Genomic DNA, 25,521 nt, shown 5'->3' on the forward strand with positions numbered 1-25,521 from the left:
CCGATTGGGTTACGCGTCCCCCTGAAGCCATATTACGGCTTCGAACGGGCGCAGGTTCATTTCGCCGGGGCGGGGTGCTGCATCGGGATAGTTGCTCATCAGCACCTGCCACGCGCCGCTAAACTCACCCGGCGTACACCAGTGCGCTTCGCGCGACAGATTCGCCATCACCACCAGCGTCTGCCCTTGCCATTCACGGCGATAGCACCACAGGTAAGGATGCTCCGCCAGCAGGTCGTGATAGTCGCCCCAGGTGAAAATCGGGTGCGCCTTACGCAGCCTGATGAGTTTCTGGTAAGCGTAAAAAACGGAGTCAGGATCGTCGAGCGCGCGCGCGGCGTTGATCTCGCGGTAATTATCGCAAAGCCCTATCCACGGCGTGCCGGTGGTAAAGCCGCCGTTATCGCTGTCATCCCATTGCATCGGCGTGCGGCTGTTATCGCGCGATTTGCTGGCGAGGATCGCGAGCAGCGTCTCCGGGCTTTGCCCCTGCGCGCGCCGCTCGGCAAACATATTGTGGCTTTCCACGTCGCGGTAATCGATGATCCGTGTGAAGTGCGGGTTGGTCATGCCCAGCTCTTCGCCCTGGTAGATATAGGGCGTGCCCTGCATGCCGTGCAGCACCATCGCGAGCATTTTCGCCGCCGGTACGCGCAGCGCGCCCTCGTCGCCGAAGCGCGAGACGATGCGCGGCTGATCGTGGTTACACCAGAACAGCGCGTTCCAGGCCACGCCATGCATCCCCTGCTGCCAGTGGTTGAAAATCGCTTTCAGCGCCACGAAATCGGGCGCGGCGAGCGTCCACTTCTGCCCGTCCGGGTAATCCACTTTCAGGTGATGGAAGTTAAACGTCATCGAGAGTTCGTGGCCCTCCAGCGCGGCGTAGCGCTGGCAGTTCTCAAGCGTCGTGGAGGACATTTCGCCCACCGTCATCAGCCCGCGCGGCTGAAACACGTCGCGGCTCAGCTCCTGTAAATAGTCGTGAATGCGCGGTCCGTCGGTGTAAAAACGCCGCCCGTCGCCGCGATCGTCCGACGGGAAATCCTGATCTTTTGAAATCAGGTTGATCACATCGAGACGCAGGCCGTCCACGCCGCGATCGGCCCAGAATTCGCAGACCTTTTTCACCTCGGCGCGCACCTGCGGGTTTTCCCAGTTGAGATCCGCCTGTTCGGGCGCAAAGAGATGCAGATAGTACTGGCCGCTCTCGGCGTGCCAGCGCCAGGCGCTGCCGCCGAATTTTGAACGCCAGTTGTTGGGCGCTTCTTCCGGCGTGCCGTCGCGCCAGATGTAAAATTCGCGGTGCGCGCTCTCGCCGGTCAGCGCGTCATGAAACCAGGCGTGCTGTGTCGAGGTGTGGTTAAACACCATGTCCAGAATCACACGGATGCCGCGGGCATGGGCGTCCGCCACCAGCGCGTCGAACTCCTCCAGCGTGCCATAGGCTGGATCAATGGCGGTATAGTTCGCCACGTCGTAACCGTTATCGACCTGCGGAGAGAGATAGAAGGGCGTCAGCCAGATGGCGTCCACGCCAAGTTGTTGCAGATAATCGAGGCGTCGGGTGACGCCCGCCAGATCGCCTGTGCCGTTGCCGGACGTATCCTGGAAACTCTTCGGGTAAATCTGGTAAATCACCCCGTTTTGCCACCACGGCAGAGTGTTATTCATAACGCGTTCCTGCTGTTGCTAAAGGGGAGCGCCGAAACGCTCCCCGCACTACCCTAAAAGTTAGACGACTAAGAGCGTTCCCTGGCGGGATTTTCGCTTGTAGAGAAAGGCGGTCAGGATGAAAGGAACAATGATCGCCACCAGCATCGCCATGCCGTACACCTGCCAGTAATCCGGCTGGATGGAGAGAATGGCGGGCAGGCCGCCGACGCCGATGCCGTTCGCCACCACGCCGCTCAGCCCGCACAGCAGCGCTGCAATGCTGGAACCCACCATGCCGCAGAGCATCGGGAAGCGGTATTTCATGTTGATGCCGTACATGGCGGGTTCGGTCACGCCGAGATACGCCGAAATAGCCGCTGGTACGGAAATTTCGCGCTCGTTATGTTTGCGGCTGGTCATGATGATACCCACCACCGCCGAGCCCTGGGCAATGTTCGACAGCGCAATCAGCGGCCACACCGGCGTGCCGCCCATGCTCTGGATCATCTGCATATCCACCGCAAGCGTGGTCTGATGCACGCCGGTGATAACCAGCGGCGCGTAGAGAAAGCCAAACAGCGCGGCACCGATGGGCGCGAAGCTGCCGGTCATCAGGTGACGCACGCCGAACGCCACGCCGTCGCCGATAAGGCGGCCGAACGGGCCGATAAACGCGTGCGCCAGGAATACCGCGAGCAGCAGCGAGCAGACCGGCACCACTACCAGATAGAGGTAATCCGGCACCAGGCGTTTTAAGCGAATTTCAATCATGCCGAGCGCCAGACCCGCCAGCAGCGCCGGGATCACCTGCGCCTGATAGCCCACTTTGGCGATGGTAAAGAGCCCAAAATCCCATACTTCCGGCGTTTGCTGGCCGAGCAGATAGGCGTTCATCAGTTGCGGCGAAACCAGCGTCACGCCAAGCACGATCCCGAGGATCGGCGTGCCGCCCATTTTGCGCACCGCCGACCAGCAGATCCCGACCGGCAGATAGAAGAAGATGGCCTCGCCGATAAGCCATAAAAAGTCGTAGATGGTTTTAAGCGACGGGAACATCTGCGCCAGCGTTTTGCCGTCGTGCATTGGCACATCGCCAATCACGTTGCGAAAGCCGAGGATCAGGCCGCCGCTAATCAGCGCGGGCAGCAGCGGGAAGAAAATTTCAGCGAAGTGGGAGATAAGCCGCTCATGCCATTTCATGTTCTGGCGCGCGGCGAGTTTCGCCTGCTCTTTACTGGCGGCACTGTGACCGCTGGTGGCGATCAGCGCCTGGTAGTAATCGCCGACATTGGTGCCAATCACCACCTGAAACTGTCCGGCGTTGGTAAAGCAGCCTTTCACCATCGGCAGCTCTTCTATCGCTTTCGGATCGGCTTTAGACGGCTGATTCAGTACAAAACGCAGACGGGTAATGCAGTGGCTAACGGTTGCGATATTCTCGCGGCCGCCCACAAGGGTTATCAGCTTATCGATATCCTGTTGGTTTACTTTGCTCATGATGAAGCCCTGTCGCAGAGGTAGGTACGAGGCGCGGATGGCCTGGGGCGCAGAGTAACTTTTAAGCGGGATGGCGTGAACGGGAACGTTCCCGAAAACAGAGCGCGATCACAATAAACGTGCGAGAAGAGGGTTAATCCAGACGGGCGGGGATCACTATCTGGCGCGGATCGGCGCGGCCGGTTATCTGATCGATAAGCTGTTTCGCCACGGCGCGCCCGGCTTCACCATAACCCGGATCGACCGCGAGAGCCTCCGGATGCAGGAATTTCAGTAGCGGCGTATTGCCGACGCTCGCAAGCTGCACTGGCACGCCGCGGTGCTGCTGAAGATATTTACTGGCGCCGATGGCAAGGGTATCGGTCGCGCAGACCAGCGCGGTGGTCTCTTCACTCAGCACGTCGGCGGCGTGTTCATAACCCTGCTTCATGGCAAGCCCCGGCAGCGTGTCGCGCGGCGTCAGCCCGTGCTGTTTACAGAAACTGAGATACGCCTCGTGGCGGCGTTTTCCGGTCGTGATATCGCTGTGCGGCACGCCGAGAAAGCTGATATGGCGGTGGCCGTTGTCATACAGGCGCTGCATTAAGAGGCGTATCGCGCCGTCATCGTCATAACAGACCGACGCAAAACCCGTCGCGTCGCGCGCCATTAGCACCAGCGATTTCTGCCAGGCGGCGGTCAGCACCTCGTTAATGCCGCTAAAGCCAAACAAAATCACGCCATCGATATGGCGGCGGCTCAGCACGCCCAGATGCTCCTGCACCAGCGCGGGCGAAAAACGGCTCTCCAGCATGATAGGATCGTAACCCTGTTCATACAGCGCGGGCAGAATGGTCTGCACCGCCAGGTTTTCCGAGAGCGAATCCAGACGGGTGACGATAATCGCGACGACTTTATCACTCTGTCCGCGCATCGCGCGCGCCGAGCGGGAAGGGGAGAAACCGTGCTGGCGCATCACCGCCTCGACCTTTTCGCGGGTGCGTTCGCTGACGCCGCTCTCGTTATTGAGCACGCGCGACACGGTGGATTTCCCCACCCCGCTTAAGCGCGCAATGTCTTTAATGGTGAGGCGGTGTTGCATCGTCCATTCCTCTGGCTGGCGGTCTGTAAAAGCGATAATGCGTAAAGGTAATGCCCCTGGCGTGTGGCGCAATGGGCATAATCTGGTTCAGGGGGGCTTTCGCGCCTATATGGCCAACCATTGTGCCTGACGTCACAAAGCGAAGCGCCAGAAGGTATCTTCGCCGATGATTTTTGGCTTATCAATCATTGTGCTGCGGATTTGTGCGCCTGGCGCGAGTCACCGGGCGCAGTCGGCGAGAAAAGCGTCAGACGGCGTGATGATGGCGGCTTAACCAGATGCCCTCGCACAAGAGCTGCGCACAGCCCAGCGCCAGCGCCTCCGGGGTCGCCTCATCCGCCGGGACCCGCGCCATCTGGTCTATCATGCCCACGCAGCAACGCGCCATGTGCAGCGCGTCGATATCATCGCGAAACAGGCCAAGCGACTGCTCTTTGGCGATATTACTGGCGATGGCGTTGACCAGCGTTGCTTTGGTCTGGGTACAGCCGGGCGGCTGAAAGAAGCCGATTTCGGTCAGCGCTTTATCTTCGGCAAGGAAATTCAGCAGCTTGAGAAAGCTGTTCTGCACGCTTTTCACCAGCGCTTCGCCTTCGACGCGGTCGCGGATCAGCAGCGTTTCGGTGAGCCGTTCCAGGCGCAGGCGAAATTCGCTCACCAGCTCTTCATAAGCGGCTTCTTTACTGGCGAAATAGAGATAAAACGTCGGCTGGCTCAGGCCGCTCGCCTTTACGATATTGCTGACTTTGGTGCTGTGATAGCCAAGCCGCGCGAACTCGGCGCAGGCGTGTTTCAACAGCCGGCGGCGGGTGGCGATGCCCCGTTTCGGTTTGCGGTTTTCCGGGTGGTCAGCGTCAGTCTGCAAATCCTCTCTCCCTGGGTTACGTGAACGGCGTAAGCTTACTGCAAGCCAGACGGCAAAGGTATCGCACCAGGCGTTTTCGTCGCGCTTGTCACGCAAACGCGTTATGTTACTATCGAGTAAGGTTACTCATCAGTAGTCTTTTTTGCGAGCGATAACAAGATGGTCGCCGCGCCCCCATGGAGAATTGCATGAAGCTGCATATCTACGAGCACTGCCCGTTCTGTGTCCGCGCCCAGATGATTTTCGGCCTGAAAAAGCTGCCGGTTGAGGTGTGCGTCATTATGGAAGGCGATGCCGACACGCCGATCCGCATGGTCGGGCGCAAGGTGGTGCCGATTCTCGAAAAAGACGACGGCACGTATATGCCGGAGAGCATGGATATCGTGCGCTACGTAGATGGGCTTGCGCAGCCGCGCGTGGCCGACGCGCCGGTGGATGAGGCCATTAAACAGTGGTGCGAGTCGGTATCGACCCCGCTGTTTAATCTGGCGATCCCGCGCTTTACCGAGGGCGATTTCGCCGAGCTGGCGACGCCACAAGCGCGTCGCGCCTATACCGCGCGTGAAGAGAAAGCGTTTGGCGATTTAGCCGCGCTGCGCGCGCAGACGCCGGCGCTGCTCGCGCAGGTGAATTCAGATCTGAACGCGCTGGAGCCGCTGGTAGCCGGGCGACAGGCCATTGATACCACCGATTTTATTCTCTTCCCGCTGCTGCGCTCGCTCACGATTGTCAAAGGCGCGGCGTTCGGCCCGCAGGTGAGCGCGTATATCGAGCGCGTGTCGACACAAACGGGAGTGGCGCTGTTAAGCGCCCAGGCGAAATAAACGCGACGGGCAGAAGGCGCGCCGCTTGTCCTGGTAAATATGATTGCAGGAGTACAACATGACCGTTCCGGTAGTAGCTATTTTCGTCAGTAAACCTGGCAAGGAAGAGACGCTTGAGCAGCTGTTTCGCGGCGTCATCGAAAAAACGCATGCCGAAGAGGGCTGTATCGTGTATCAGCTCAACCGCGACACGGAAAATCCGCGCCGTTTTGTCTGGACGGAAGAGTGGGAAAGCCGCGAACTGCTGCAAAAGCATTTACAGTCGGCGCACATCATTCATCTCTTCTCCGAGCTGCCGAAGTACATCGAAACGTCCAGCGTAATGATGCTCGATAAACTCGCGGGCGGCCCGGCGAAATAACGCGGCCGCAGATAAAAAAACGGCTTGCCAGTGGCAAGCCGTTTTTTATTACCAAGATCTCAGGGAGAGACGGTATCGTTATTGGTGCGATCGGCGCGCAACTGCTGGCCGCTCTCCTGCAACGATTTATAGAGGCTGCCGTTGCCGTTCATGATGTCGTCGATGCGCCAGCGGCCTTTCTCGTTAATCAACGCAAAGCTCTGGGTGGTGGCATCCGGTGAGCTGCGGAATGGGCGGAAGGTAATCGTGGCTTTGGCATGCGTGGCGTCGCTGTTAGTGACGTTTATCTTATCCACGGCCAGATCGTCCCAGTCCTGGCAATAGCAGATGGGATCGTAATCGAGAAAGCCGACTTCACCGCCGGAGAGACGGGTATCTTCTTCCACCAGGCTCAGCAGGCGATCGGAGAGGATCTGCTGCTCGCCTTTACTGGCAAAATCCACCGGTTCATTGCCTTTGGCATAGCTCTGGTAGAGCGATTTCAGAAATTGCGTGGGGGTCTGTGCGTCCCCCTGCGCCAGCGTGCTGGCGGAAAAAAACAGCATAACTAACGCTAAGCGGTGCTTCATCGGAACTGGTCCTCAAACGTCCGTAAACAGGCCTGCGTAGTATGCTGTTTTTTCTTTTTGCCGCCAACTGGCGCGATTACCCGCCGAACTGTTCTGGATCCGGGCCGAGGCGTTTGCCCTGGTCGAGCTTCGCGATTTCGCTGAGTTCGTCTTTATCCAGACGGAAATCCCAGACGTTAAAGTTTTCCGCGATGCGCGTCGGGGTGACGGATTTCGGGATAACGACCAGGCCGCTGTCGAGGTGCCAGCGAATCACAATCTGCGCCGGGGTCTTGCCATATTTATCCGCCAGCTCGCGAATAATTTTCTGGTCAAATACGCCTTCGCCGCCCTGCGCCAGCGGGCTCCAGGATTCCGTCTGGATCTTGTGCGTGGCGTTCCAGGCGTGCAGCTGGCGCTGTTGCAGCAGCGGGTGCAGCTCAATCTGGTTGATAACCGGCGTCACGCCCGTTTCGTCGATGATGCGTTGCAGATGCTCAACGTTAAAGTTACAGACGCCGATGCTCTTGATGAGTCCTTCCTGCTGCAGCTCAATCATGCCTTTCCAGGCCTCGACATAGCGGTCGATAGCCGGCACCGGCCAGTGCATCAGATAGAGATCCACATAGTCGAGTTGCAGCTTTTCGAGGCTCTCTTCCAGCGCCTCACGCGGACGCTTCTGATCGTCGTTCCAGAGCTTGGTGGTGATGAATAACTCATCGCGCGCAACGCCCGCGCTTTTCAGCGCGTCGCCCACGCCTTGTTCATTCTTATAGGCCGCGGCGGTGTCGATGGAGCGGTAGCCCACCTCCAGCGCTTTGTGAATCGCGGTGACAACATCTTCGTTAGTCGCCTGCCATACGCCGAGGCCGAGCTGGGGCATCAGGTTGCCGTCATGCAGCTTAATTACGCCTGGATTTGCCATATTTCCTCCTTTTGAGCTAACACACCGGGGCAAGCTGCCCCGGCGCAAGTCAGTGAGTTAAGTCTGGTCGAAATAGCCAAAAACGAAAGCTCGCGGGTAAAAAGCTTAGCGGGCGGCTTCGTAAATGCGGCGGCTGACGTCAAGCGTAATATCTTTATGTTCGCCAAGCGCGGTGAGGCCGTGCTCTTCAAGCTTCGCCAGCAGTGCCGGAATGGAGCTGCTATCCAGACCGTAATCGCTCAGGCGGGTTGGCGTGCCCATGGTTTCGAAGAAGCGGCGGGTGGTGGCAATCGCGGCGTCGATGCGCTCATCATCGCTGCCTTCGGTGATATTCCAGACGCGCTCAGCATATTGCAGCAGTTTGGCGCGCTTCTCATTGCGCTTCTCGTTCCAGAGCGCTGGCAGCACGACCGCCAGCGTCTGGGCGTGATCCAGGCCGTGCATCGCGGTCAGTTCATGGCCGAGCATATGTGTTGCCCAGTCCTGCGGCACGCCCGCGCCGATAAGCCCGTTCAGCGCCTGAGTCGCGGCCCACATCAGGTTGGCGCGCACGTCGTAATTTTCCGGCTCTTTCAGCGCTTTCGGGCCTTCTTCGATAAGCGTCAGCAGAATGCCTTCCGCGAAGCGGTCCTGAATTTTAGCGTTCACCGGATACGTGACGTATTGCTCGACGGTGTGAACAAAAGCGTCCACTACGCCGTTCGCCACCTGGCGCGGCGGCAGGGTGTAAGTGTAAACCGGGTCGAGAATGGCGAAACGCGGCTGAACATGCGCGGAGTGGAACGCCTGTTTGTCACCGGTGGCGCGACGCGAAACCACCGCGCCTTTGTTGGATTCTGAGCCGGTTGCTGGCAGCGTCAGGACAGAGCCCATCGGGATGGCGCTGGTGATTTCGCTACCGCCGGTTTCCAGGATATGCCACGGATCGCGCGAGGACGGATAGTGCGCGGCGGCCGCGATGAATTTCGTGCCATCAAGAACAGAACCGCCGCCGACGGCGAGTAAAAATGTCACTTTTTCTTTACGCACCAGCTCAACGGCGTTCATCAGCGTCTCGTAAGACGGGTTGGGTTCGATACCGCCGAACTCCAGCACGTCAAGGCCGTTCAGGGCGCTGTAGACCTGATCGAGCACGCCGGTTTTTTTGACGCTGCCGCCGCCGTAAGTCACCAGCACGCGGCTGTCTGCCGGAATGAGCGCGCGCAGTTCGCTGATGGCGCCTTTACCAAAGGCGATATGGGTCGGGTTATGGAGGTTAAAGTTGTTCATCGAAAACTCCTTCTGAAATAAACGTCATGCATCAGGCATGAACCATTGACGTCTATTCTCGGCGCGGTGACGCACAGCCTCAATGCTCATTCCTGCCTTTCTCTTGCCCATTTCTCTTTACTTCTGGAGGAAATCGGATTTTTTGCGCACACTGAACGCCGGTTAAAAGGGCTGTCTGGAGTCGCTGTTAATGAATCGCGATGCAATATGTAGGAATATCACAGAAGAAATTAAGCGCTTAAAAGAGAAAGAAAAAACGCTGACTTTTTTGCCGCCGGAGATACGCCTGCTCTACGGCACGACGCCCGGCGCGCGCACGCCGGTAATTTATCAGCCTGGCATCATATTTCTCTTTTCCGGCCATAAAACGGGTTATCTCAACGATAAGGTTTTCCGTTACGATCCGCGTGAATATCTGCTGCTGACGGTGCCGCTGCCGTTTGAGTGCGAAACCTTCGCCACTGCGGAAGAACCGCTCGCGGGCATTCGCATTAATATTGATGTGCTCCAGCTTCAGGCGCTGGTGATGGAGATTGGCGAGGATGACCATTTCCGGCCCGCGCCGTGCTCGTGCGGGATTAATTCCGGCGTACTGACCGATGACATTCTCTGCGCCGTCGAGCGGTTGCTGGAGGTGTTAGAGCAGCCGCTGGATGCGCGCATTCTTGGCAAACAGATCGTGCGTGAAATTCTCTATCACGTGCTGAAAGGTCCGGGCGGCGGGGCGCTGATGGCGCTGGTAAGCCGCCAGACGCATTTCAGTCTGATAAGCCGCGCGATAAGGCGCATCGAAACCCGCTACGCCGAAAGCCTGACGGTCGAGCAACTGGCGGCGGAAGCCAACATGAGCGTCTCGGCGTTTCACCATAATTTCAAAGCGGTGACCAGCACCTCGCCGCTGCAATACCTGAAAACCTGGCGGTTGCAGAAAGCACGGCTGCTGATGGCGCATAACGGGATGAAGGCCAGCGCAGCGGCGATGCAGGTGGGGTATGAGAGCGCGTCGCAGTTCAGCCGTGAATTTAAACGCTATTTCGGGGTGACGCCGGGAGAGGATGCCGCGCGCCTGCGCGCGCTGTCGTGAGCGGAGCCTGCGCTCCGCCCGGAAAGACTTACTGCGTTTTTTTCTTTAATACGACCAGCAACGCGCCAAGCAGGCCGATAACCAGCAGCGCGATGGGCAGGATCATCAGGAACGTCATCACCTGATCTTCATGGCGTTTCACAAACGGGATCATGCTGAGCGCATAGCCAAAGCCGGTCACCACGCCGACCCAAATCACGGCGCTCAGCCAGTTGAAGATCTGGAAGCGACGGTTAGAGAGCCCGGAGATGCCTGCCATCGTCGGCAACAGTGTGCGCACAAACGCCAGGAAACGGCCGGTCAGCAGCGCCAGCAGGCCGTGGCGATCGAACATGCAGGTGGCGCGGTGATGGTATTTCGCCGGTAGCTGCGCGAGCCAGCCGCGCACAATACGCGTATTGCCGAGCCATCTTCCCTGGACGTAGCTCAGCCAGCAGCCGAGGCTGGCAGCACTCGTGAGGATCACAAGCGTCGGCACAAAATCCATGACGCCCTGCGCTATCATCGCACCCGCCAGCAGCAGCAGGCTATCGCCCGGCAGAAACGACGCCGGCAGCAGACCATTTTCTAAAAACAGCGTGGCAAACATCACACACCAGACCACGCCGACAATGTGCGGGTCCGCCAGCGCGGCAAAATCGTGATGCCAGAGCGCAGCGATAATATCCTGGATAACAGCCATGGGAGATCCTGTGGAACAGCGGAATTGCCTTATTGTACCTCTAAATGGGCCGTTACATCTGCACTACAGGTTCAACAAACCCTCTCTTTTCCTGGGATAACGCGGTTTTTTTTCACTTCAGGCGATACGACGGAAGGCCGCGTCGAGATCGGCGATTAAATCTTCAACGTTTTCGAGCCCGATATGCAGGCGCACCAGCGTGCCGGTGAAGTCCACGCCGCCCGCCGGACGGATCGCTGCAAGCTCTTCCGGCTGGTTGGCGAGGATAAGCGATTCATAGCCGCCCCACGAATAGGCCATGCTGAAATGCGCGAAATTATCGAGATAATGCGCGAGCTCTGCGTCGCTAAGGCGTTTGTCGAGAATAAAAGAGAAGAGGCCGCTGGCCCCGCTGAAATCGCGCTTCCAGAATTCATGGCCTTTGCTGCCCGGCAGCGCCGGGTGATTGACGCGCGCCACCTGTGGGTGCGCCGCCAGCCACTGCGCCACGCGCAGGCCGCTTTCATGATGCTGGCGCAGGCGCACCGCCAGCGTACGCAGGCCGCGGCTGGTGACATACGCGGAATCGGCATCCGCCATCTGGCCCATCAGATAAGCGTTTTCGCGAAGCGTATCCCAGCAGCGGGCGTTGGCAACCGCCGTGCCTATCATCGCGTCCGAATGCCCGACCAGATATTTGGTGCCTGCCTGAATCGAGATATCGACGCCGAAATCGAGCGCCTTAAAAAGAATGCCCGCCGACCAGGTGTTGTCCATCATGATGATGGCATCCGGCGCGACGCGGCGTACCGCCGCGACAATCGCGGGCACGTCGTGAACTTCCATCGTGATGGAGCCGGGCGATTCCAGAAACACCACTTTGGTGTTCGGCTGAAGGTGCTTTGCGATGCCATCGCCCGCCAGCGGGTCGAACCAGGTGGTGGTGACGCCGAATTTCGTGAGAATTTTAGCGCAGAAATCCTGGGTCGGCTCATACGCGCTGTTGGTCACCAGCACATGATCGCCCTGTTCGACAAACGCCAGAATCGTGTTGGCGACCGCCGCCGCGCCGCACGGAAACAGCGCGCAACCCGCGCCGCCTTCCAGCTCGCACATCGCCTCCTGAAGCGAAAAATGCGTCAGCGTGCCGCGTCGCCCGTAAAACAGTTCGCCCTGCGCGCGCCCGGCGGTGGCCTGTTTTTTCGCGGCCACGCTGTCAAACACCAGCGATGAGGCACGCTGAATCACGCTGTTTACCGAGCCTTGCGTGTAACGTTTTGCGCGCCCGGCCTGCACCAGCGCCGTCTCAATGTGTTTGTCGGTCATGGCTTTCCCTTGTCTGAACGTCTGGATGTCTAAATCTACGTTACCACGGAAAATCGCCATCGCCTCGCGCTGTTTTTATTCTGGCGTCAAAGATGAAAAAACGTCATCTGAACGCCTTTCCTGTCTGAGCGCAAAGAAAAAAATTTCGCGCTGGCGCACCATGCAAATACTAATGAGAACTACTATCAATTCGATGTCATTTTGATATCATTGTGAGCAGTTTTGTGACTTTCGTCCTGGAGATGCACAGTGGGAAATAATTTGATGCAGACGGATCTTTCCGTCTGGGGCATGTATCAGCATGCCGACATCGTGGTGAAAATCGTCATGATTGGCCTCATTCTGGCGTCCGTCGTGACCTGGGCGATTTTCTTCAGTAAAAGCGTTGAGCTGTCTGGCCACAAACGCCGCCTTAAGCGCGAACAGCAGGAGCTGGCTGGTGCCCGCACGCTGGACGACGCGCGTGAAATGGCCGAACGTTTCGGCCCGAAAAGCCTGAGCGCGCGCCTTATTGAAGAAGCACAGAATGAGCGTGAACTCTCGGCGGGCAGCGAAGATAACGAAGGCATTAAAGAGCGCACCGGTTTTCGTCTTGAGCGTCGCGTGGCGGCGGCAGGGCGTCACATGGGGCGCGGCAACGGTTATCTCGCGACCATCGGCGCGATTTCGCCGTTTGTGGGTCTGTTCGGCACCGTGTGGGGCATCATGAACAGCTTTATCGGCATCGCGCAGTCGCAAACCACCAACCTCGCGGTGGTGGCACCGGGTATCGCTGAAGCGCTGCTCGCGACGGCCATTGGTCTTGTCGCCGCTATTCCGGCGGTGGTTATCTATAACATCTTCGCGCGCACTATCGGCAGCTATAAAGCCACGCTTGGCGATGTGGCAGCCCAGGTACTGCTGCTGCAAAGCCGCGATCTGGATCTTGAAGCCAGCGCCCAGGCGCAGCCGGTGCGTACCGCTCAGAAACTGCGTGTAGGTTAATCCTATGGCGATGCGTTTTAACGAAAATCTCGATGATAACGGCGAAATGCACGAAATTAACGTCACGCCGTTTATCGACGTAATGCTGGTGCTGCTGATTATCTTTATGGTGGCGGCACCGCTTGCGACGGTCGATGTGAAGGTGAACCTGCCGGCCGCGTCCAGCGAGCCGCAGCCGCGCCCGGAAAAACCGGTCTATCTGTCGGTGAAGGCGGATAAAACGATGTTTATCGGCAACGATCCGGTGACGCGTGATTCGATGATTAGCGCGCTCGACGCCCAGACCGGCGGCAAGAAAGACACCACGATTTTCTTCCGCGCGGATAAAACCGTCGACTACGAAACCATGATGAACGTGATGGACACGCTGCATCAGGCGGGCTATCTGAAAATCGGCCTGGTCGGACAGGAAGTGACGAAAGCGAAGTAACGCTTACGCCTTCAGCCAAAGAAAAAGCGCGGCATAAGCCGCGCTTTTTTATTATCCCATCTGAAAGAGATTAACTCAGGTGCTCGCCGCCGGTGACACCGTGAACCTCGGCGGTGACATAGCTCGATTCCTGGCTTGCCAGATAGACATAAATCGGCGCCAGTTCCGCCGGCTGGCCTGCGCGCTTAAGCGGCGTCTGCTGGCCGAACTGCGGGATTTTCTCCTGCGGCTGACCACCGCAGATTTGCAGCGGCGTCCAGATAGGGCCTGGGGCCACGATATTCACGCGAATGCCTTTTTCCGCCACCTGTTTGGCAAGCCCGCGGCTGTAGTTGAGGATAGCGGCCTTCGTGGACGCGTAATCCAGCAGGTGCGGGCTTGGCTGATACGCCTGAATGGATGACGTGGTGATAATGCTGGCACCCGGTTTCAGGTGCGGCAGCGCCTCCTGGGTTATCCAGAACAGCGCGAACACGTTAGTCGCATAGGTCTTCTGGAACTGCTCGCTGGTGAGATTCGCGATATCCTCAACGGCGGTCTGCTTACCGGCCACCAGCGCCAGAATATCCAGCCCGCCCAGCTCTTTAATGGCGCGATGCACCAGATCGCGGGCGAATTTCTCGTCGGTCAGATCGCCTGGGATCAGCACCGCTTTGCGGCCCGCCTCTTCAATCAGCGCCTTCACTTCTTCGGCGTCCTGCTGCTCCTCCGGGAGGTAGTTCAGCACCACGTCCGCGCCTTCTCGCGCGTAAGCAATGGCGGCAGCGCGACCAATACCGGAATCGCCCCCTGTCACCAGTGCCTTACGATCCTGAAGGCGACCACTTCCCTTGTAGCTTTTCTCACCGCAGTCCGGCACCGGCTCCATTTTGGCCTGAATGCCCGGCGCAGGCTGTTTCTGCTTTGGATATTCCCCGGTGAAGTACTGGGTCGTCGGGTCCTGGATCTTGTTCTGGTCGTTCGCCATAAGTTCCTCCTCGTTATCAAAGCGTCCTCTAAGGGTAGTGCCTCATGCTGCGTTGGCGGAAATTATCAGGATTTTCTGTATTTCCGGCGCGGCCCGGTTCTCCTTTCCGTGTGCCTGCTGCAATAATGAACAGCGTGCAATCCAGGCCATTCACCGACGGAGCAGCAGGATGAAAAATGAGCGTCAGCAGAAGATTATCAGGCTCTTGTGGGCGCATGAGGCGCTGAGCACCCAGGCGCTGGCGCACCGCCTTGCTGTAAGTCAGGAGACCATCCGGCGCGATCTGAGCGAGCTGCAGCGCGCCGGGAAAATTCTGCGCAGCCACGGGCGGGCGCGGGCACTGCGGCGTGATGTGCAAAGCCATGACGATCCGTTCCAGGCGCGCATGAAAAGCCACCATGCGCATAAGATGGATATCGCGCGTAATGCGCTAAACTGGCTCGACGCCGGAATGGTGGTGGCGCTCGATGCCAGCACCACCTGCTGGTATCTGGCGCGGCAGTTGCCGGATATCCCGCTCACCATTTTCACCAACAGCGTGCGGGTAGGGCAGGAGGTCGCCAGACGCGAGCAGATAACGCTTATCAGCACCGGCGGCATCCTGCATCGTCAGGCCGCCTGTTATGAAAACCCGTCGCTGCCTGCGTTATTGAAGCATATTGATATCGATCTGTTTCTTTTCTCATGCCAGGGGATTGATGAAGCGGGCACCATCTGGGACGCGCGCTCGTGGAACGCGGAGTACAAAACGCTGCTGCTGCGCCGGGCGGCGCAATCGCTGCTGTTGATAGACCGAAGCAAGCGTAATCGTACCGGGGATGTGCAAATCGGAACGCTGGATCAGGTGACGGAGGTAATAACGCAGGAGGAAAACGGCGGACAGAACGCGGGCGCGCTACTTGTCGGGTGAGGCGACGGGCGGTTCGGGAAGCGGCGTGACGGAAGAAGTCTGGCAGTTACCCTCGGCGAGCCTGCGGCTTAACATCAGCGTTTCGGCTTCCTGCGCTTTAATCTGCTGATAATTTTCTTCAATCGCCGTCAGGATTTGCGCGCGCAGCTGCGGATAATGCTTCATGATCTCTTCAAGTACAGCGCCATAAACCTCTTCTTTCACCAGAAATGGATAGATTTCGCGGCGATTTTGCCATTTCAGTTGAACCAGGGCAGCCGGGATCGTCAGCACGGCCCGGGTATAACCGGCAATGGCTTCATTTTTTTCATTAATCAGCGCCTGCAAATTCTGACTTAAGATAAATTTCTGTTCTTCTTGCTTATCTAAAGTGAAATATTGGTGGCTGGAGGTTATTTCCGTCACGCCAGTTAATCCTCGAACTTATAAAAAACGGGGGCGTCTTTTTCCTGGGTAATGAGATTAAGCCAAATTTTATTACCCGCTTCATTTATCTGCGCGGTTTTCGTGGCGATCAGTTCAGCCAATTCTTCAGCGCTAATAGCATTATCTTCGACCAGTTTATTCAGGACTTTAGTGTAAGCCTCAATTTTAACCACACTGAGCAGGCGTGCTTTAATATGACGGTCGCGTTCTTCCAGCAGTACGTTGCCGCTCTGGCCCGCCAGAGATTTGCCGCTCAATATGTCCGTTTCATATTCTTCGAGCTTTGGCTTTCCCTGAGTTAAATTTTCGCTATTTTGTTCGCCGGAGGGGTGGTTGTCGGGTGTGGGAATACGATAACGCGCCGGCACAAGATTGTCGGGCAACATTGATGTTATTTCCTTTTATATCAGAAGGATAAAGAAATACGCCGGATGGTTTTCGTTGACAATAACATGCCGGAAAATTAAAATCAAAAAAAACGGAGCCTGCGCATGAACAGTATTTTTTATTCTGTCATTACCTTGCTGCTGCTTTTAAGCGGCGTGCTTTTTTTTATGAAAGAAAATGGTGCCAATAAACCAGACAACGCTTCTGGCGCAGATCCCATCCCGCCGCGTAACAAAGAAGAGGGCGAGGACCATTTCTCCGCGCTCCTTAACGCAATTACGCCATTGTGGTACTGGCGCGTTAATCATGAATATATCGATTTTACGAACGCCACCATTAAAAAAATGACATTTGAAGAACTGAACGCCACGCCGGGTTTATTTGAGGCGCAGCGCCGTTGCAGTAATCTTAATTCAGCCGTTTATAAATATTACGATAATTTAAAAAAACGCTGTCTGAACGGTGAGTTAGTCACTTTCTCTGATATCGAAGTGCTCAACCTGCGCCACTGCTTCCATGAATTCAGCCAGGAAGCCTATCCGCAACTGGTGGCGATCGTCTGGCCCGAGTTCCAGCGCCCGCAGGTCGATATCACCCAGGTCTGATCCCTTCCGTCTGTTGTCAGACCGTCACCTCTGTGCGTTATACTGAAAGCCATTCTGGCTATTTTTCAGGACGCTATGGAACGCTTTATCGAAAACGCAATGTACGCCTCACGCTGGCTGCTGGCCCCGGTTTATTTCGGGCTTTCTCTGGCGCTGCTGGCGCTGACCGTCAAATTCTTCCAGGAAATTATTCACGTTCTGCCGAACATTCTGACGATTGCTGAGGCGGATCTGATCCTGCTGTTACTGTCGCTGGTAGACATGACGCTGGTGGGCGGATTGCTGGTCATGGTGATGTTTTCCGGCTATGAAAACTTCGTCTCCCAGCTTGATATTCATGAAGGTAAGGAAAAACTGAGCTGGCTGGGGAAAATGGACGCCAGCTCGTTGAAAAATAAAGTGGCGGCGTCGATTGTCGCCATCTCCTCCATTCACCTGCTGCGTGTCTTTATGGATGCGAAGAACGTGCCGGATAATAAACTGATGTGGTATGTCATTATCCACCTGACATTTGTGCTGTCGGCGTTTGTGATGGGGTATCTGGATAAAATCTCCCGCTCCAAAGGGTATTAAGCCGTTACGGCGTAAAGCCCCGCTCTGTTAATTTTTGCATTAAGCCCCTTCTGATGAAGGGGTTTTTTTTATGCTTGAAGACAGCCTAACCCTATGAAAAGAGCCCTATTAGCGATGGTCTATACTCAGGTTTCACTTTAGGGCTACCGACCAGGGAGGAAGAATGGATTACATTCTGCACACCAATTTTTTGCGCCTGATGACATCATTAACGTTCTGGGGAAATGTCTTGCTGGTGCTGGCGATAACCCTCGTCACTTACTGGGTCGTCAGTAAAATTCTCGCGATACTGCACAAGCGCATCGCGCGCTGGGCGGAGGAACATAATAACGGCTCAGCGTATAAGGTCTTTCTCGACGTATTAAGAAAGACGCGACGCATTTTGATCCTCTTCGCCGCCTTTCTTTTCAGTTTGCAGTTTGTCAGCCTGCCTGACCGGATACACAGTACAATTTCCCACGCCTGGTTCCTGGTGCTGGCGTTGCAAATCGCGCTCTGGTTCGATCAGGCGGTGCAGTCGTGGCTGCACCATTCGCTAATGCGCCCTGGCACGCACCGTAATCCGGTGACGATGGTTATTCTGGGGCTGATAATCCGCGCGCTGATCTGGGCGGTGATGCTGCTGTCGATTCTCGCTAACGCCGGGGTCAATATCACCGCGCTGGTGGCGAGCCTCGGCGTCGGCGGTATCGCCATCGCGCTGGCGGTGCAGACGGTGCTGAGCGATGTGTTCGCCTCGCTCTCGATTGGCTTTGACAAACCCTTTGAAATTGGCGATTTCATCGTCTTTAACGATGTCTCCGGTACCATCGAACATATCGGCCTGAAAACCACGCGTATCCGCAGCTTAAGCGGCGAGCAGATTGTCTGCGCGAACGCCATTCTGCTTCAGCAAACCATTCATAACTACAAACGCATGCAGACGCGCCGTATCGTATTCACCTTTGGCGTCTCGCTCTCCACGCCGCCGGAGAAGCTGCGCCAGATTGGCCCGATGGTGAAATCCATTATCGAGCAGAGCGGTGATACCCGTTTCGACCGCGCGCACTTCGCCACTTTTGATCAGGATCGCCTGACCTACGAAGTGGTGCACATCATTAATACGGCGGATTACAACCAGTACATGGACCTGCAGCAGGAGATCAACCTGCGCATTATGGAAGGGCTTCAGGAGCTGGGCGTGCGCCTTGCGCTGCCAAGCCGTGTGATTATCCAGCCTGATGTGCCGGAAGAAGAAAAGCCGCAGGAGGCGGCTGAAGAGGGCCGAACCCCACCCGCAGCAAGCCCGGCGTAACGCGCGATAAACAGAAAAACCCGCCCCGGTGCGCCGGCGGCGGTTTTTTTTGCGCACGTTATCCCTGCCTGATTACCACCAGGCTTCCCACATCGCGCCGATGTTCAGCGAATCGAGCGTGGTGTCGTCGGTATTGTTGACGCGCGCGGTGCGTTTGTTATCCACTTCGCCGCCAGTCACGTAGAAGCGCAGCATCGGGCGGAATTCCGGGCCCATCGCGATAGACATGTTCTGCGAGAGCGTCACTTTCCAGCCGCTGTTATCGCCGCCTTCCTGGTAATCAACGCGCTGCCAGCCCGCTTCAAGCCAGGTCGAGTGGACGTCGTTCCAGAAATACATCGGACGCACGATGGCGTTATAGTTGCGGCGGTTATCGCGATCGTCACGGTCATTGTCGTAATCGTGGAACGCCAGCAGATACTCCACCTGCGCCTGCTGCGTGAATCTGTGCAGCCCTTCGAAGCTCGCGTATACCGTGGTCAGATCGTCGGTTTTGTTATACACGCTGTTGTCTGAATTATCGGAGTAGCGGGCGATGAGCTTGTTCACGCCGCTGTCGTTGGTGTGGCTCAGCACCACGCCGCCCTGCCAGGCTTTCAGGCGCTCATCGCGATCGACGGCTTTTGAGTCAAAGCCGTAGTTGGCGTACAGCTCCAGATCGAGCGGGCCGACTTTCATGCCGTGAATTTTCGATGTCGCCGCGTAGTTGCCTTTATCGCCGGTGCCGGAGCCGCCGGTACAGGTGATGCGCGACGGGTTCGCTTCGTCTTCCATCACTTCCGGGCTACAGGATTCCACGGCGGCCACCACCGCCACATCAAACTGAACACCGCCCAGATCGAAGTTCTTCACCCCGGCGCCCTGGCCGTCGTGGTTCATCCAGAAGTAGTCGTTGATACCCTGTTGCGGACGCTGGTGGAAATCACGCCCGGCCCAGAAATAGGCGTTCGGGTTCGATTCCAGCAGATTAGTCACGCCCGCGTAGGCTTTTTTCAGGTTCACTTCGTCGCCCCAGTGGTCAAACATCACGTTGACATCCCAGATTGCGCCGTTGCCGCCTTTAAAGGCCTTCGAGAGCTGGAATTCGCCGCCGTTGCCTTCGTTGCCGAGACGGCCAATCGCGGAGGCGCCGTTATAAGAACCGTCAACCGCGACAAATTTCTGATCGCCGCTCTGGTAATGCGCGCCATAACGGGCGTAGCCGGTAAACTTCACGCCGAACGGAATCGCCAGATCCGGCGTCTGAGCAGGGCTTTGCGGCTCGGTGACAACATCCGCTTTTTTGTTCATGGCGGCGTCGATTTTCGCCTGACGCTCGGCCAGCGCTTTATCCACCGCTTTGGCCACCATGGCGTCAATCTGTTCCTGGGTATATTCCTGAGCGAGCACGGATACCGGGCAAAGGGCGGCGATAACCGCCAGGGTTAATGGAAGTTTTTTTAACGTAGTCATAATTATCTCTTTATCGTCACTATTATTAAGACAACAGCTTTCCCTTCTGGCGGGCCAGAATTAATGCGCTATCATCGGAAAAGCGTATTTACGTCGTTTCGGGTACAGCGGTTTATTTATCGCCCACAGAGGATCTTCTGCCGCGAATAAAATAATTTATTTACTGACGCTGATATAAATGAATCAGCTCTTCAGAAAATTCGCGCGCCAGCAGGGAATTCATTAAATGATCCTGCGCGTGAACCATAATTAAGGTCATCGGCTGGCGGCCTTCGCCCGCGTCCTGCTCAATCAGCTTCGTCTGCATCTTATGCGCCTGACGGGCGTAGCCGTCGGCTTCGCGCAGTAGATGTTGCGCCTCGCTGAAATTGCCCGCCCGCGCGGCGTGCAGCGCTTCAAAGCAGAGGCTGCGCGACTGCCCCGCATTGACGATGATTTCCATTACCGCTTCTTCCAGTGCAATCATTCTTTGTTACTCTTCATTGATGAAAGGGAATAAAAAGGCGTAACGCTCCCCGCATAGCGAAATACCGCCACGCGTTTAATGCCTGTTATTTCCGGTGTCGTTATTTGAGCCGCGCCGTCCCTGGCGCGACGGGAATTATCCGGTCACGGTTTGCGCCTGTGGGGCCGCGTTACGCGCTTTCAGCTCTTCGGTCTTGATAAGTGAGCGTTCATAGGCGCGCAGGAACGGGAGATAAATTAACGCCGACATCACCATGCAGATAAGGCACATCACCACCGGGGCCAGCGCCCAGTTGGCGGCCCAGGAAGCGCCGATGGGCGCAGGCGTCGTCCAGGGCGTGAGCGACACCACCTGTTCAATCAGCCCCAGTCGTGTGGCGGTCCAGGCGAGTACGGCGTTGACCAGCGGCACGCAGACGAACGGGATAAACAGAATGGGGTTCATGATGATCGGCGCGCCGAACAGAATCGGTTCGTTGATATTAAAAAAGCTCGGTACGATGCCCATTTTGCCGATGGTGCGCAGGTGTGTCGCCCGGCTTTTAAGCAGTAAAAATGCCAGCGGCAGGGTGCAGCCGACGCCGCCGATCAACAGGTAGTGATCCCAGAAGCCTTGCAGATAAGTGTGCGGCAGCGCGGCCCCTGCGGCCAGCGCCGCCTGGTTGGCGGAGAGGTTCGCCATCCAGAACGGGTTCATAATGCCGGTGACGATAAGCGAGCCGTGAATGCCCGCAAACCAGAAGATCTGGCACAGCAACACGGAGAGCAATACGGCAGGCAGGGAGTCCGACGCGGAAACCAGCGGCTCCAGCAGATGCATAATCGCCTGCGGCATGATCATGCCGGTTTGCGCTTCGATAAACAGGTTCAGCGGGTGCAGCGTTCCCATCACCGCGATAACCGGAATGAGAATTTCAAACGAGCGCGCCACGCCGGTCGGCACCTCTTTCGGCAGGCGGATGGTCACCTTGTGCTCCTTGAGCCACGCGTAGACGCGGGTGGAGTAAATCGCCGTAATCAGCGCCGTGAAAATGCCCTGGCCTGAGAGATACTGCGTGGAGATTTTGCCGTCGGCGTAGGGGGCGGCCACCAGCAGGAACGCCATAAACGCCAGCAGACCCGCCATGACGGGATCGAGCTGGAACTGACGCCCGAGGCTCGCGCCGACGCCAACGGAAATAAAAAAGGTCATCACGCCCATGCTGAGATTAAACGGCAGCATTAGCTGTTCGCGGTACGTCTGCGAGAAATCGAGCCAGGCGCGGGCAAAGCCGACCGTGGTATCGGCAGAGAACGGCGGGAAGATAAACACCAGCATAAACGAGCCGATAATCATGAACGGCAGCGCCGCGGTGAAGCCGTCACGAATGGCGATAACATATTTCTGCTGGCCGAGTTTCCCGGCGAGCGGCGTAATCGTCTGTTCAATAACGGCAACCATCGACTGATATAAAGAACTCATGGGCGAGATCCTGTTTCTAATGCGCGGCTTCAATAAGCGAGAGCGCGTAATCCAGCACTTTGTCGCCACGCTGCATTCCGTAATCCATCATGTCGATGGCCTGAACAGGAATGCCGTGAGCGGCAGCCTTTTGCGACAGCGTCGGTAACATATACTTCACCTGCGGCCCGAGCAGCACCACCTGATACTTTGGAAACTGCGTATCAAATTCGGCAACGCCCCAGGCTTCAATCTGTACGGGAAGATCCCGTTCCCCTGCCGCATCAACCATCTTTCTCACCAGCAAACTGGTGGACATCCCCGCAGAGCAACACAGCATAATCTTGTACATGGCCTCATCCTTAAATGTAAAAACTTATTGCGGAGATGATTGGATAGGATATGGAAACCGATTTCCATTTATAAAAAAGAGAAGTGTGAAACCCGTCATGATCTCCGCTTTATCGCGAGAATTAATTGGATTTGTGTCACAGCTTTTCGGGCGAAATGCGTACCACGGACACGAAACGGAAAATCGGTTTCCATGATTTCGGGAAACGGATATACTTCAGGCGGTTATCATCTGAACGATTTTTGATGAAAATTTGACGCAGAAAGCCAGGTTTCTGCCAGGGGAAAAAGATGTCAACAATCAACGACGTATCGCGTCTGGCCGGGGTCTCAAAGGCCACGGTGTCACGGGTGTTGAGCGGATCGCGCGGCGTGAAGGAAGCCAGCCGTCAGGCCGTGCTAAAAGCCGTCGATGAACTCAATTACCGGCCCAATGTTATCGCACAGTCGCTGTTAAGCCAGAGCACCGGCTGTATCGGCGTTATCTGCGCGCAGGAGAATATCAACCAGACCACGGGCTATCTCTACGCGCTGGAAAAACAGCTCAGCCAGCACCAGAAACACCTGCTGCTGCGCTTTGCTAACAGCAAGCATGAAGTGATGAACGCGCTGGACGAACTTACCAGCGGCCTGTGCGACGACGTGCTGATTATCGGCGCGCGGTTTCCGTTAAACATCACTCAGGAAAATGTGATCCTCGTGGACTGCATGGAGAGCGAAAACGCCCCCAGTCTGCATTACGATCACGCGTTCGCCGTCGAAACCGCCTGTAACTATCTGATTCGGCAGAACCGCCGCCAGATAGCCCTGATTTACCCGCAGGGCAACGGCTTCGCCGATCAGGTGCTGCTTGGCTATAAACTGGCGCTGGAGCGCAACTTCCTGCCGTTTAACCGTAACCTGGTGTTTATGGACGCCACTTCCTCCTCGGTGGCGTTGCAGGAGTTGCTCAACAACGCGACGACGCTTAACTTCAACGCGCTGCTGGTGGCGGACGATCAGGAGGCGCAGCGGGTTATTCCGCAGCTTCAGGCCTTTAATAAATCGGTGCCGGACGACATCATGGTCTTCAGCCTCGCGGGTACGCTGCAAATGCCGGGCGTGCCGACGATTCCGGCCATTGAATATTCGATGGACGTCATGGCCGCGCGCATTGTGGGCTGGCTGAATGAAAAGACGCAGGATGTGCTGGGCAGCGGCGTGCTGCGCGGCGATCTCTTCCTGCCGGAGATGCGCAAGCGCTAAACGCATCAGGCCGCCTGCGGGCGGCTTTTTTATTCGCGCATTACGCGTTTAAGCTGGCGGTTGTGGCCGCGCGCCAGCGCAAACACCGAGATAAACGCGCCGAGGAGCGCGCAGAGCATATCCGCCTGCGTATCCCACTCGTCGCCTTGCGTGCCGAGAAAATCATCCGCGTCTTTGCCGAGCGCCAGCGCCACCCACCACTCAATCAGCTCGTAAAAGGCGCTGATAGCAAGCGTCACGCAGCAGACCAGGAACGCGAGCATTTTCGCGCCGAGCCGGTAGCCGCCGCGCGCCAGCACTTCCCGCGCCGAAAGCGACACCACTAAACCCTGCAACACATGGCCGAACCGGTCATATGGGTTGCGCGCCATCCCGAGCAACTCCTGCACCATAAACCCGACAGGCACCCGCGCGTAGGAATACATCCCACCAACGATAAGCGACACGCAGCCGGTGAAAATCAACGCATAAAGCAGCGGCGTGAGCGGGTAGCGCTTGGCGGTGGTCCACAGCACCGGCACCACGATAAACACCGGCACCACTTCCATCAGCCAGGTGAGCCGTCGTTCGGTGGTCAGCGCGGTGAGAATAAGCAGCAGCGCCAGCAGCAATGTGCCGACAGAGAGATACAGCGGGCGGGAGAGCGGCATCAGCGATCCTTCACCTGGGTAAAAGTTACTGTTTAGCGCAAAAGAGGGGGTTTGCAAGGAGAGAACAACGGGAGCGTTTTTGCACAGCGCATCGCGCTGCCCGCAGGGCGAGTCGCAGGGATGCGACGAGTGAATCGAACGCAGTTCGATGGAGAGTCCGGCTCGCCAAAAGCAAAAACCCGCCTTGTGGGCGGGTTCTTTAAATTAGTGGTACCCGGACCGGACAAAAACGCCGGGAGCGTTTTTGCACAGCGCATCGCGCTGCCCGCAGGGCGAGTCGCAGGGATGCGACGAGTGAATCGAACGCAGTTCGATGAAGAGTCCGGCTCTCCAAAAGCAAAAACCCGCCTTATGGGCGGGTTCTTTAAATTAGTGGTGCCCGGACCGGACAAAAACGCCGGGAGCGTTTTTGCACAGCGCATCGCGCTGCCCGCAGGGCGAGTCGCAGGGATGCGGCGAGTGAATCGAACGCAGTTCGATGGAGAGTCCGGCTCTCCAAAAGCAAAAACCCGCCTTGTGGACGGGTTCTCTAAATTAGTGGTGCCCGGACTCGGAATCGAACCAAGGATTCGTTGTCATAGCAACGAAATCACCGAATAACAGTAAGTTACCTTTACGCTTCGATTCCGAATGTACCACTGTTTTGTACCAGATACCACGACTTTGATGTTAACGAACTAGCTGTCAATCCTTGTTGGTTTTAGCTGACTTGAGCTTGTCGTAGATATCCTTTGCCTCGAATATGGTTGAGGCATCCACTTTGCCCATAACCTTTTCGGCTATTGCATCAACATGCTTGTCTAGCTCACCATCAAGCTTAAGCTTTTCATTAACCAGTTTCTTCACTTCGTGTTTGATGATTTTCTCTTTTGCTGTATCAGGTAGTAATTTATTGGCCCATCTAGTCAATAAGCTCATCAGCCTTCCCTTTTGCTTTACCTTTAACTGCATCATCTATGCAACCTGCCACTGCTACAAGGGCGGCAGCGATTACAGCCATGTCATCCGTATACCCGAGTATCGGCGTTAAATCGGGGATAATATCTATCGGCGATACCAAGTACGCCAGCGCCCCGTAGATGGTTGCTCTGTGTTTAGCTGTGCAGTTTTCACTATCCAAGGCGTAATACAGACGGAGTACCTGCTCAAGCGAGTCTTTCCCGATCGCTTTACAGTACTTCTTAACTTTTGACCAAAATCCGTCCTCGTTGTAGTCTTCAATCTCGATCTTGCTAGTCCCATCCATT

The 25,521-nt window shown here is 56.7% G+C and carries 30 protein-coding genes; 11 read left to right on the plus strand and 19 right to left on the minus strand.

Annotation, left to right across the window (positions count from 1 at the left end; genetic code table 11):
• Nucleotides 1-9 precede the first annotated feature (9 nt).
• The 4 genes from treC to CSK29544_RS07635 all read right to left on the minus strand — a co-directional run bounded on the left by treC (nucleotide 10) and on the right by CSK29544_RS07635 (nucleotide 5,096).
• Complete coding sequence (treC, locus tag CSK29544_RS07620; protein WP_007897801.1) at nucleotides 10-1,671, minus strand: alpha,alpha-phosphotrehalase; 1,662 nt, start codon at nucleotides 1,669-1,671, stop codon at nucleotides 10-12.
• 60 nt (nucleotides 1,672-1,731) lie between these two features.
• Nucleotides 1,732-3,150, minus strand: coding sequence for a PTS trehalose transporter subunit IIBC (gene treB / locus CSK29544_RS07625; protein ID WP_004386038.1), 1,419 nt, complete (start codon nucleotides 3,148-3,150; stop codon nucleotides 1,732-1,734).
• 133 nt (nucleotides 3,151-3,283) lie between these two features.
• Nucleotides 3,284-4,231: a trehalose operon repressor TreR gene (gene treR / locus CSK29544_RS07630; protein ID WP_007897800.1), complete on the minus strand. Its 948-nt coding sequence runs from the start codon at nucleotides 4,229-4,231 to the stop codon at nucleotides 3,284-3,286.
• A 247-nt stretch (nucleotides 4,232-4,478) separates the two neighbouring features.
• Nucleotides 4,479-5,096 carry a TetR/AcrR family transcriptional regulator gene (locus tag CSK29544_RS07635; RefSeq protein WP_012123743.1) on the minus strand — a complete coding sequence of 206 codons (618 nt, stop codon included), beginning with the start codon at nucleotides 5,094-5,096 and terminating at the stop codon, nucleotides 4,479-4,481.
• A 188-nt stretch (nucleotides 5,097-5,284) separates the two neighbouring features.
• Here CSK29544_RS07635 and grxB point away from each other — a divergent pair, with 188 nt between their 5' ends.
• Together grxB and CSK29544_RS07645 are read left to right on the plus strand one after the other, a co-directional pair.
• Nucleotides 5,285-5,920: a glutaredoxin 2 gene (gene grxB, locus CSK29544_RS07640; protein ID WP_007897798.1), complete on the plus strand. Its 636-nt coding sequence runs from the start codon at nucleotides 5,285-5,287 to the stop codon at nucleotides 5,918-5,920.
• A 58-nt stretch (nucleotides 5,921-5,978) separates the two neighbouring features.
• On the plus strand, nucleotides 5,979-6,281 hold the full coding sequence (locus tag CSK29544_RS07645; RefSeq protein WP_004386042.1) for a putative quinol monooxygenase: 303 nt from the start codon (nucleotides 5,979-5,981) through the stop codon (nucleotides 6,279-6,281).
• A gap of 59 nt (nucleotides 6,282-6,340) precedes the next feature.
• On the opposite strand, the gene CSK29544_RS07650 is transcribed toward CSK29544_RS07645, so the two are convergent.
• The 3 genes from CSK29544_RS07650 to yqhD all read right to left on the minus strand — a co-directional run bounded on the left by CSK29544_RS07650 (nucleotide 6,341) and on the right by yqhD (nucleotide 9,023).
• Complete coding sequence (locus CSK29544_RS07650; RefSeq protein ID WP_029038982.1) at nucleotides 6,341-6,850, minus strand: DUF3828 domain-containing protein; 510 nt, start codon at nucleotides 6,848-6,850, stop codon at nucleotides 6,341-6,343.
• A 76-nt stretch (nucleotides 6,851-6,926) separates the two neighbouring features.
• Nucleotides 6,927-7,754 (minus strand): 2,5-didehydrogluconate reductase DkgA, encoded by an 828-nt coding sequence (gene dkgA / locus CSK29544_RS07655; RefSeq protein WP_007774512.1) that lies wholly within the window; start codon nucleotides 7,752-7,754, stop codon nucleotides 6,927-6,929.
• Nucleotides 7,755-7,859: 105 nt separating this feature from the next.
• On the minus strand, nucleotides 7,860-9,023 hold the full coding sequence (gene yqhD, locus CSK29544_RS07660; protein WP_007897796.1) for an alcohol dehydrogenase: 1,164 nt from the start codon (nucleotides 9,021-9,023) through the stop codon (nucleotides 7,860-7,862).
• Nucleotides 9,024-9,213: 190 nt separating this feature from the next.
• On the opposite strand from yqhD, the gene CSK29544_RS07665 reads away from it, so the two are divergent.
• Nucleotides 9,214-10,107, plus strand: coding sequence for an AraC family transcriptional regulator (locus tag CSK29544_RS07665; RefSeq protein WP_007897793.1), 894 nt, complete (start codon nucleotides 9,214-9,216; stop codon nucleotides 10,105-10,107).
• Between the two features lie 28 nt (nucleotides 10,108-10,135).
• Here CSK29544_RS07665 and yghB read toward each other — a convergent pair whose 3' ends face one another.
• Complete coding sequence (gene yghB, locus CSK29544_RS07670; RefSeq protein ID WP_004386049.1) at nucleotides 10,136-10,789, minus strand: DedA family general envelope maintenance protein YghB; 654 nt, start codon at nucleotides 10,787-10,789, stop codon at nucleotides 10,136-10,138.
• A 117-nt stretch (nucleotides 10,790-10,906) separates the two neighbouring features.
• On the minus strand, nucleotides 10,907-12,094 hold the full coding sequence (metC, locus tag CSK29544_RS07675; RefSeq protein ID WP_007897788.1) for a cystathionine beta-lyase: 1,188 nt from the start codon (nucleotides 12,092-12,094) through the stop codon (nucleotides 10,907-10,909).
• A 249-nt stretch (nucleotides 12,095-12,343) separates the two neighbouring features.
• Here metC and exbB point away from each other — a divergent pair, with 249 nt between their 5' ends.
• A complete protein-coding gene (gene exbB, locus CSK29544_RS07680) occupies nucleotides 12,344-13,078 on the plus strand; it encodes a tol-pal system-associated acyl-CoA thioesterase (protein ID WP_007871016.1) in 735 nt (244 codons plus the stop codon).
• 4 nt (nucleotides 13,079-13,082) lie between these two features.
• Entirely contained in the window at nucleotides 13,083-13,508 is a 426-nt protein-coding gene (exbD, locus tag CSK29544_RS07685; RefSeq protein ID WP_004386053.1) for a TonB system transport protein ExbD, read from the plus strand.
• Between the two features lie 70 nt (nucleotides 13,509-13,578).
• On the opposite strand, the gene CSK29544_RS07690 is transcribed toward exbD, so the two are convergent.
• Nucleotides 13,579-14,475 (minus strand): SDR family oxidoreductase, encoded by an 897-nt coding sequence (locus CSK29544_RS07690; protein ID WP_007897776.1) that lies wholly within the window; start codon nucleotides 14,473-14,475, stop codon nucleotides 13,579-13,581.
• A 169-nt stretch (nucleotides 14,476-14,644) separates the two neighbouring features.
• Here CSK29544_RS07690 and fucR point away from each other — a divergent pair, with 169 nt between their 5' ends.
• On the plus strand, nucleotides 14,645-15,385 hold the full coding sequence (gene fucR, locus CSK29544_RS07695; protein WP_007897774.1) for an L-fucose operon activator: 741 nt from the start codon (nucleotides 14,645-14,647) through the stop codon (nucleotides 15,383-15,385).
• Here the strand turns inward: fucR and CSK29544_RS07700 are convergent.
• Complete coding sequence (locus CSK29544_RS07700) at nucleotides 15,371-15,790, minus strand: hypothetical protein (protein ID WP_029038983.1); 420 nt, start codon at nucleotides 15,788-15,790, stop codon at nucleotides 15,371-15,373. The genes fucR and CSK29544_RS07700 overlap by 15 nt on opposite strands.
• 5 nt (nucleotides 15,791-15,795) lie before the next feature.
• Entirely contained in the window at nucleotides 15,796-16,197 is a 402-nt protein-coding gene (locus CSK29544_RS07705) for a hypothetical protein (protein WP_004384867.1), read from the minus strand.
• A 105-nt stretch (nucleotides 16,198-16,302) separates the two neighbouring features.
• Between CSK29544_RS07705 and CSK29544_RS07710 the strand changes: the two genes are divergently transcribed.
• From CSK29544_RS07710 to CSK29544_RS07720, 3 genes are all read left to right on the plus strand, one after another.
• A complete protein-coding gene (locus tag CSK29544_RS07710; protein WP_007774537.1) occupies nucleotides 16,303-16,803 on the plus strand; it encodes an ESA_00282 family adhesion-associated protein in 501 nt (166 codons plus the stop codon).
• Between the two features lie 75 nt (nucleotides 16,804-16,878).
• Nucleotides 16,879-17,376, plus strand: a complete 498-nt coding sequence (locus tag CSK29544_RS07715; protein ID WP_004384868.1) for a TIGR00645 family protein — start codon at nucleotides 16,879-16,881, stop codon at nucleotides 17,374-17,376.
• A gap of 163 nt (nucleotides 17,377-17,539) precedes the next feature.
• Nucleotides 17,540-18,670: a mechanosensitive ion channel family protein gene (locus CSK29544_RS07720; protein ID WP_007897767.1), complete on the plus strand. Its 1,131-nt coding sequence runs from the start codon at nucleotides 17,540-17,542 to the stop codon at nucleotides 18,668-18,670.
• Nucleotides 18,671-18,742: 72 nt separating this feature from the next.
• Here CSK29544_RS07720 and CSK29544_RS07725 read toward each other — a convergent pair whose 3' ends face one another.
• The 4 genes from CSK29544_RS07725 to CSK29544_RS07740 all read right to left on the minus strand — a co-directional run bounded on the left by CSK29544_RS07725 (nucleotide 18,743) and on the right by CSK29544_RS07740 (nucleotide 22,380).
• On the minus strand, nucleotides 18,743-20,122 hold the full coding sequence (locus CSK29544_RS07725; protein ID WP_007897766.1) for a carbohydrate porin: 1,380 nt from the start codon (nucleotides 20,120-20,122) through the stop codon (nucleotides 18,743-18,745).
• A gap of 160 nt (nucleotides 20,123-20,282) precedes the next feature.
• Nucleotides 20,283-20,588: a PTS lactose/cellobiose transporter subunit IIA gene (locus tag CSK29544_RS07730; RefSeq protein ID WP_004384871.1), complete on the minus strand. Its 306-nt coding sequence runs from the start codon at nucleotides 20,586-20,588 to the stop codon at nucleotides 20,283-20,285.
• A 135-nt stretch (nucleotides 20,589-20,723) separates the two neighbouring features.
• Nucleotides 20,724-22,049, minus strand: coding sequence for a PTS cellobiose transporter subunit IIC (locus tag CSK29544_RS07735; RefSeq protein WP_004384872.1), 1,326 nt, complete (start codon nucleotides 22,047-22,049; stop codon nucleotides 20,724-20,726).
• Between the two features lie 16 nt (nucleotides 22,050-22,065).
• The gene (locus tag CSK29544_RS07740; protein WP_004384873.1) at nucleotides 22,066-22,380 is read right to left on the minus strand and encodes a PTS sugar transporter subunit IIB; all 315 of its coding nucleotides are present in this window, start codon (nucleotides 22,378-22,380) and stop codon (nucleotides 22,066-22,068) included.
• 290 nt (nucleotides 22,381-22,670) lie between these two features.
• Here CSK29544_RS07740 and CSK29544_RS07745 point away from each other — a divergent pair, with 290 nt between their 5' ends.
• Nucleotides 22,671-23,624 carry a LacI family DNA-binding transcriptional regulator gene (locus CSK29544_RS07745; RefSeq protein ID WP_007764195.1) on the plus strand — a complete coding sequence of 318 codons (954 nt, stop codon included), beginning with the start codon at nucleotides 22,671-22,673 and terminating at the stop codon, nucleotides 23,622-23,624.
• A 29-nt stretch (nucleotides 23,625-23,653) separates the two neighbouring features.
• Here CSK29544_RS07745 and CSK29544_RS07750 read toward each other — a convergent pair whose 3' ends face one another.
• A complete protein-coding gene (locus CSK29544_RS07750; RefSeq protein ID WP_029038984.1) occupies nucleotides 23,654-24,274 on the minus strand; it encodes a DUF2238 domain-containing protein in 621 nt (206 codons plus the stop codon).
• Nucleotides 24,275-24,403: 129 nt separating this feature from the next.
• Here CSK29544_RS07750 and CSK29544_RS07755 point away from each other — a divergent pair, with 129 nt between their 5' ends.
• A complete protein-coding gene (locus CSK29544_RS07755; RefSeq protein ID WP_046622997.1) occupies nucleotides 24,404-24,874 on the plus strand; it encodes a hypothetical protein in 471 nt (156 codons plus the stop codon).
• A gap of 84 nt (nucleotides 24,875-24,958) precedes the next feature.
• Here CSK29544_RS07755 and CSK29544_RS07760 read toward each other — a convergent pair whose 3' ends face one another.
• Both CSK29544_RS07760 and CSK29544_RS07765 read right to left on the minus strand, forming a co-directional pair.
• The gene (locus tag CSK29544_RS07760; RefSeq protein ID WP_007805967.1) at nucleotides 24,959-25,192 is read right to left on the minus strand and encodes a hypothetical protein; all 234 of its coding nucleotides are present in this window, start codon (nucleotides 25,190-25,192) and stop codon (nucleotides 24,959-24,961) included.
• Nucleotides 25,176-25,520, minus strand: a complete 345-nt coding sequence (locus tag CSK29544_RS07765) for a YkvA family protein (RefSeq protein WP_029038985.1) — start codon at nucleotides 25,518-25,520, stop codon at nucleotides 25,176-25,178. Before CSK29544_RS07765 ends, CSK29544_RS07760 begins: the two co-directional genes overlap by 17 nt.
• Between the last annotated feature and the right edge of the window lies 1 nt (nucleotide 25,521).

Origin of the sequence: Cronobacter sakazakii (genome assembly GCF_000982825.1) — a bacterium.
GTDB lineage: Bacteria > Pseudomonadota > Gammaproteobacteria > Enterobacterales > Enterobacteriaceae > Cronobacter > Cronobacter sakazakii.

Excerpts from the sequence above, each read along its gene's own strand:
- fucR (WP_007897774.1), top strand. The coding sequence starts at position 14,645 with ATGAAAAATGAGCGTCAGCAGAAGATTATCAGGCTCTTGTGGGCGCAT.
- CSK29544_RS07735 (WP_004384872.1), bottom strand. The coding sequence starts at position 22,049 with ATGAGTTCTTTATATCAGTCGATGGTTGCCGTTATTGAACAGACGATT.
- CSK29544_RS07730 (WP_004384871.1), bottom strand. The coding sequence starts at position 20,588 with ATGATTGCACTGGAAGAAGCGGTAATGGAAATCATCGTCAATGCGGGG.
- CSK29544_RS07665 (WP_007897793.1), top strand. The coding sequence starts at position 9,214 with ATGAATCGCGATGCAATATGTAGGAATATCACAGAAGAAATTAAGCGC.
- treR (WP_007897800.1), bottom strand. The coding sequence starts at position 4,231 with ATGCAACACCGCCTCACCATTAAAGACATTGCGCGCTTAAGCGGGGTG.
- CSK29544_RS07705 (WP_004384867.1), bottom strand. The coding sequence starts at position 16,197 with ATGTTGCCCGACAATCTTGTGCCGGCGCGTTATCGTATTCCCACACCC.
- treC (WP_007897801.1), bottom strand. The coding sequence starts at position 1,671 with ATGAATAACACTCTGCCGTGGTGGCAAAACGGGGTGATTTACCAGATT.
- CSK29544_RS07645 (WP_004386042.1), top strand. The coding sequence starts at position 5,979 with ATGACCGTTCCGGTAGTAGCTATTTTCGTCAGTAAACCTGGCAAGGAA.
- CSK29544_RS07750 (WP_029038984.1), bottom strand. The coding sequence starts at position 24,274 with ATGCCGCTCTCCCGCCCGCTGTATCTCTCTGTCGGCACATTGCTGCTG.
- CSK29544_RS07760 (WP_007805967.1), bottom strand. The coding sequence starts at position 25,192 with ATGAGCTTATTGACTAGATGGGCCAATAAATTACTACCTGATACAGCA.
- CSK29544_RS07765 (WP_029038985.1), bottom strand. The coding sequence starts at position 25,520 with ATGGATGGGACTAGCAAGATCGAGATTGAAGACTACAACGAGGACGGA.
- CSK29544_RS07715 (WP_004384868.1), top strand. The coding sequence starts at position 16,879 with ATGGAACGCTTTATCGAAAACGCAATGTACGCCTCACGCTGGCTGCTG.
- CSK29544_RS07740 (WP_004384873.1), bottom strand. The coding sequence starts at position 22,380 with ATGTACAAGATTATGCTGTGTTGCTCTGCGGGGATGTCCACCAGTTTG.
- CSK29544_RS07725 (WP_007897766.1), bottom strand. The coding sequence starts at position 20,122 with ATGACTACGTTAAAAAAACTTCCATTAACCCTGGCGGTTATCGCCGCC.
- CSK29544_RS07710 (WP_007774537.1), top strand. The coding sequence starts at position 16,303 with ATGAACAGTATTTTTTATTCTGTCATTACCTTGCTGCTGCTTTTAAGC.
- exbD (WP_004386053.1), top strand. The coding sequence starts at position 13,083 with ATGGCGATGCGTTTTAACGAAAATCTCGATGATAACGGCGAAATGCAC.
- CSK29544_RS07690 (WP_007897776.1), bottom strand. The coding sequence starts at position 14,475 with ATGGCGAACGACCAGAACAAGATCCAGGACCCGACGACCCAGTACTTC.
- dkgA (WP_007774512.1), bottom strand. The coding sequence starts at position 7,754 with ATGGCAAATCCAGGCGTAATTAAGCTGCATGACGGCAACCTGATGCCC.
- yqhD (WP_007897796.1), bottom strand. The coding sequence starts at position 9,023 with ATGAACAACTTTAACCTCCATAACCCGACCCATATCGCCTTTGGTAAA.
- CSK29544_RS07650 (WP_029038982.1), bottom strand. The coding sequence starts at position 6,850 with ATGAAGCACCGCTTAGCGTTAGTTATGCTGTTTTTTTCCGCCAGCACG.
- CSK29544_RS07720 (WP_007897767.1), top strand. The coding sequence starts at position 17,540 with ATGGATTACATTCTGCACACCAATTTTTTGCGCCTGATGACATCATTA.
- metC (WP_007897788.1), bottom strand. The coding sequence starts at position 12,094 with ATGACCGACAAACACATTGAGACGGCGCTGGTGCAGGCCGGGCGCGCA.
- grxB (WP_007897798.1), top strand. The coding sequence starts at position 5,285 with ATGAAGCTGCATATCTACGAGCACTGCCCGTTCTGTGTCCGCGCCCAG.
- yghB (WP_004386049.1), bottom strand. The coding sequence starts at position 10,789 with ATGGCTGTTATCCAGGATATTATCGCTGCGCTCTGGCATCACGATTTT.
- CSK29544_RS07745 (WP_007764195.1), top strand. The coding sequence starts at position 22,671 with ATGTCAACAATCAACGACGTATCGCGTCTGGCCGGGGTCTCAAAGGCC.
- treB (WP_004386038.1), bottom strand. The coding sequence starts at position 3,150 with ATGAGCAAAGTAAACCAACAGGATATCGATAAGCTGATAACCCTTGTG.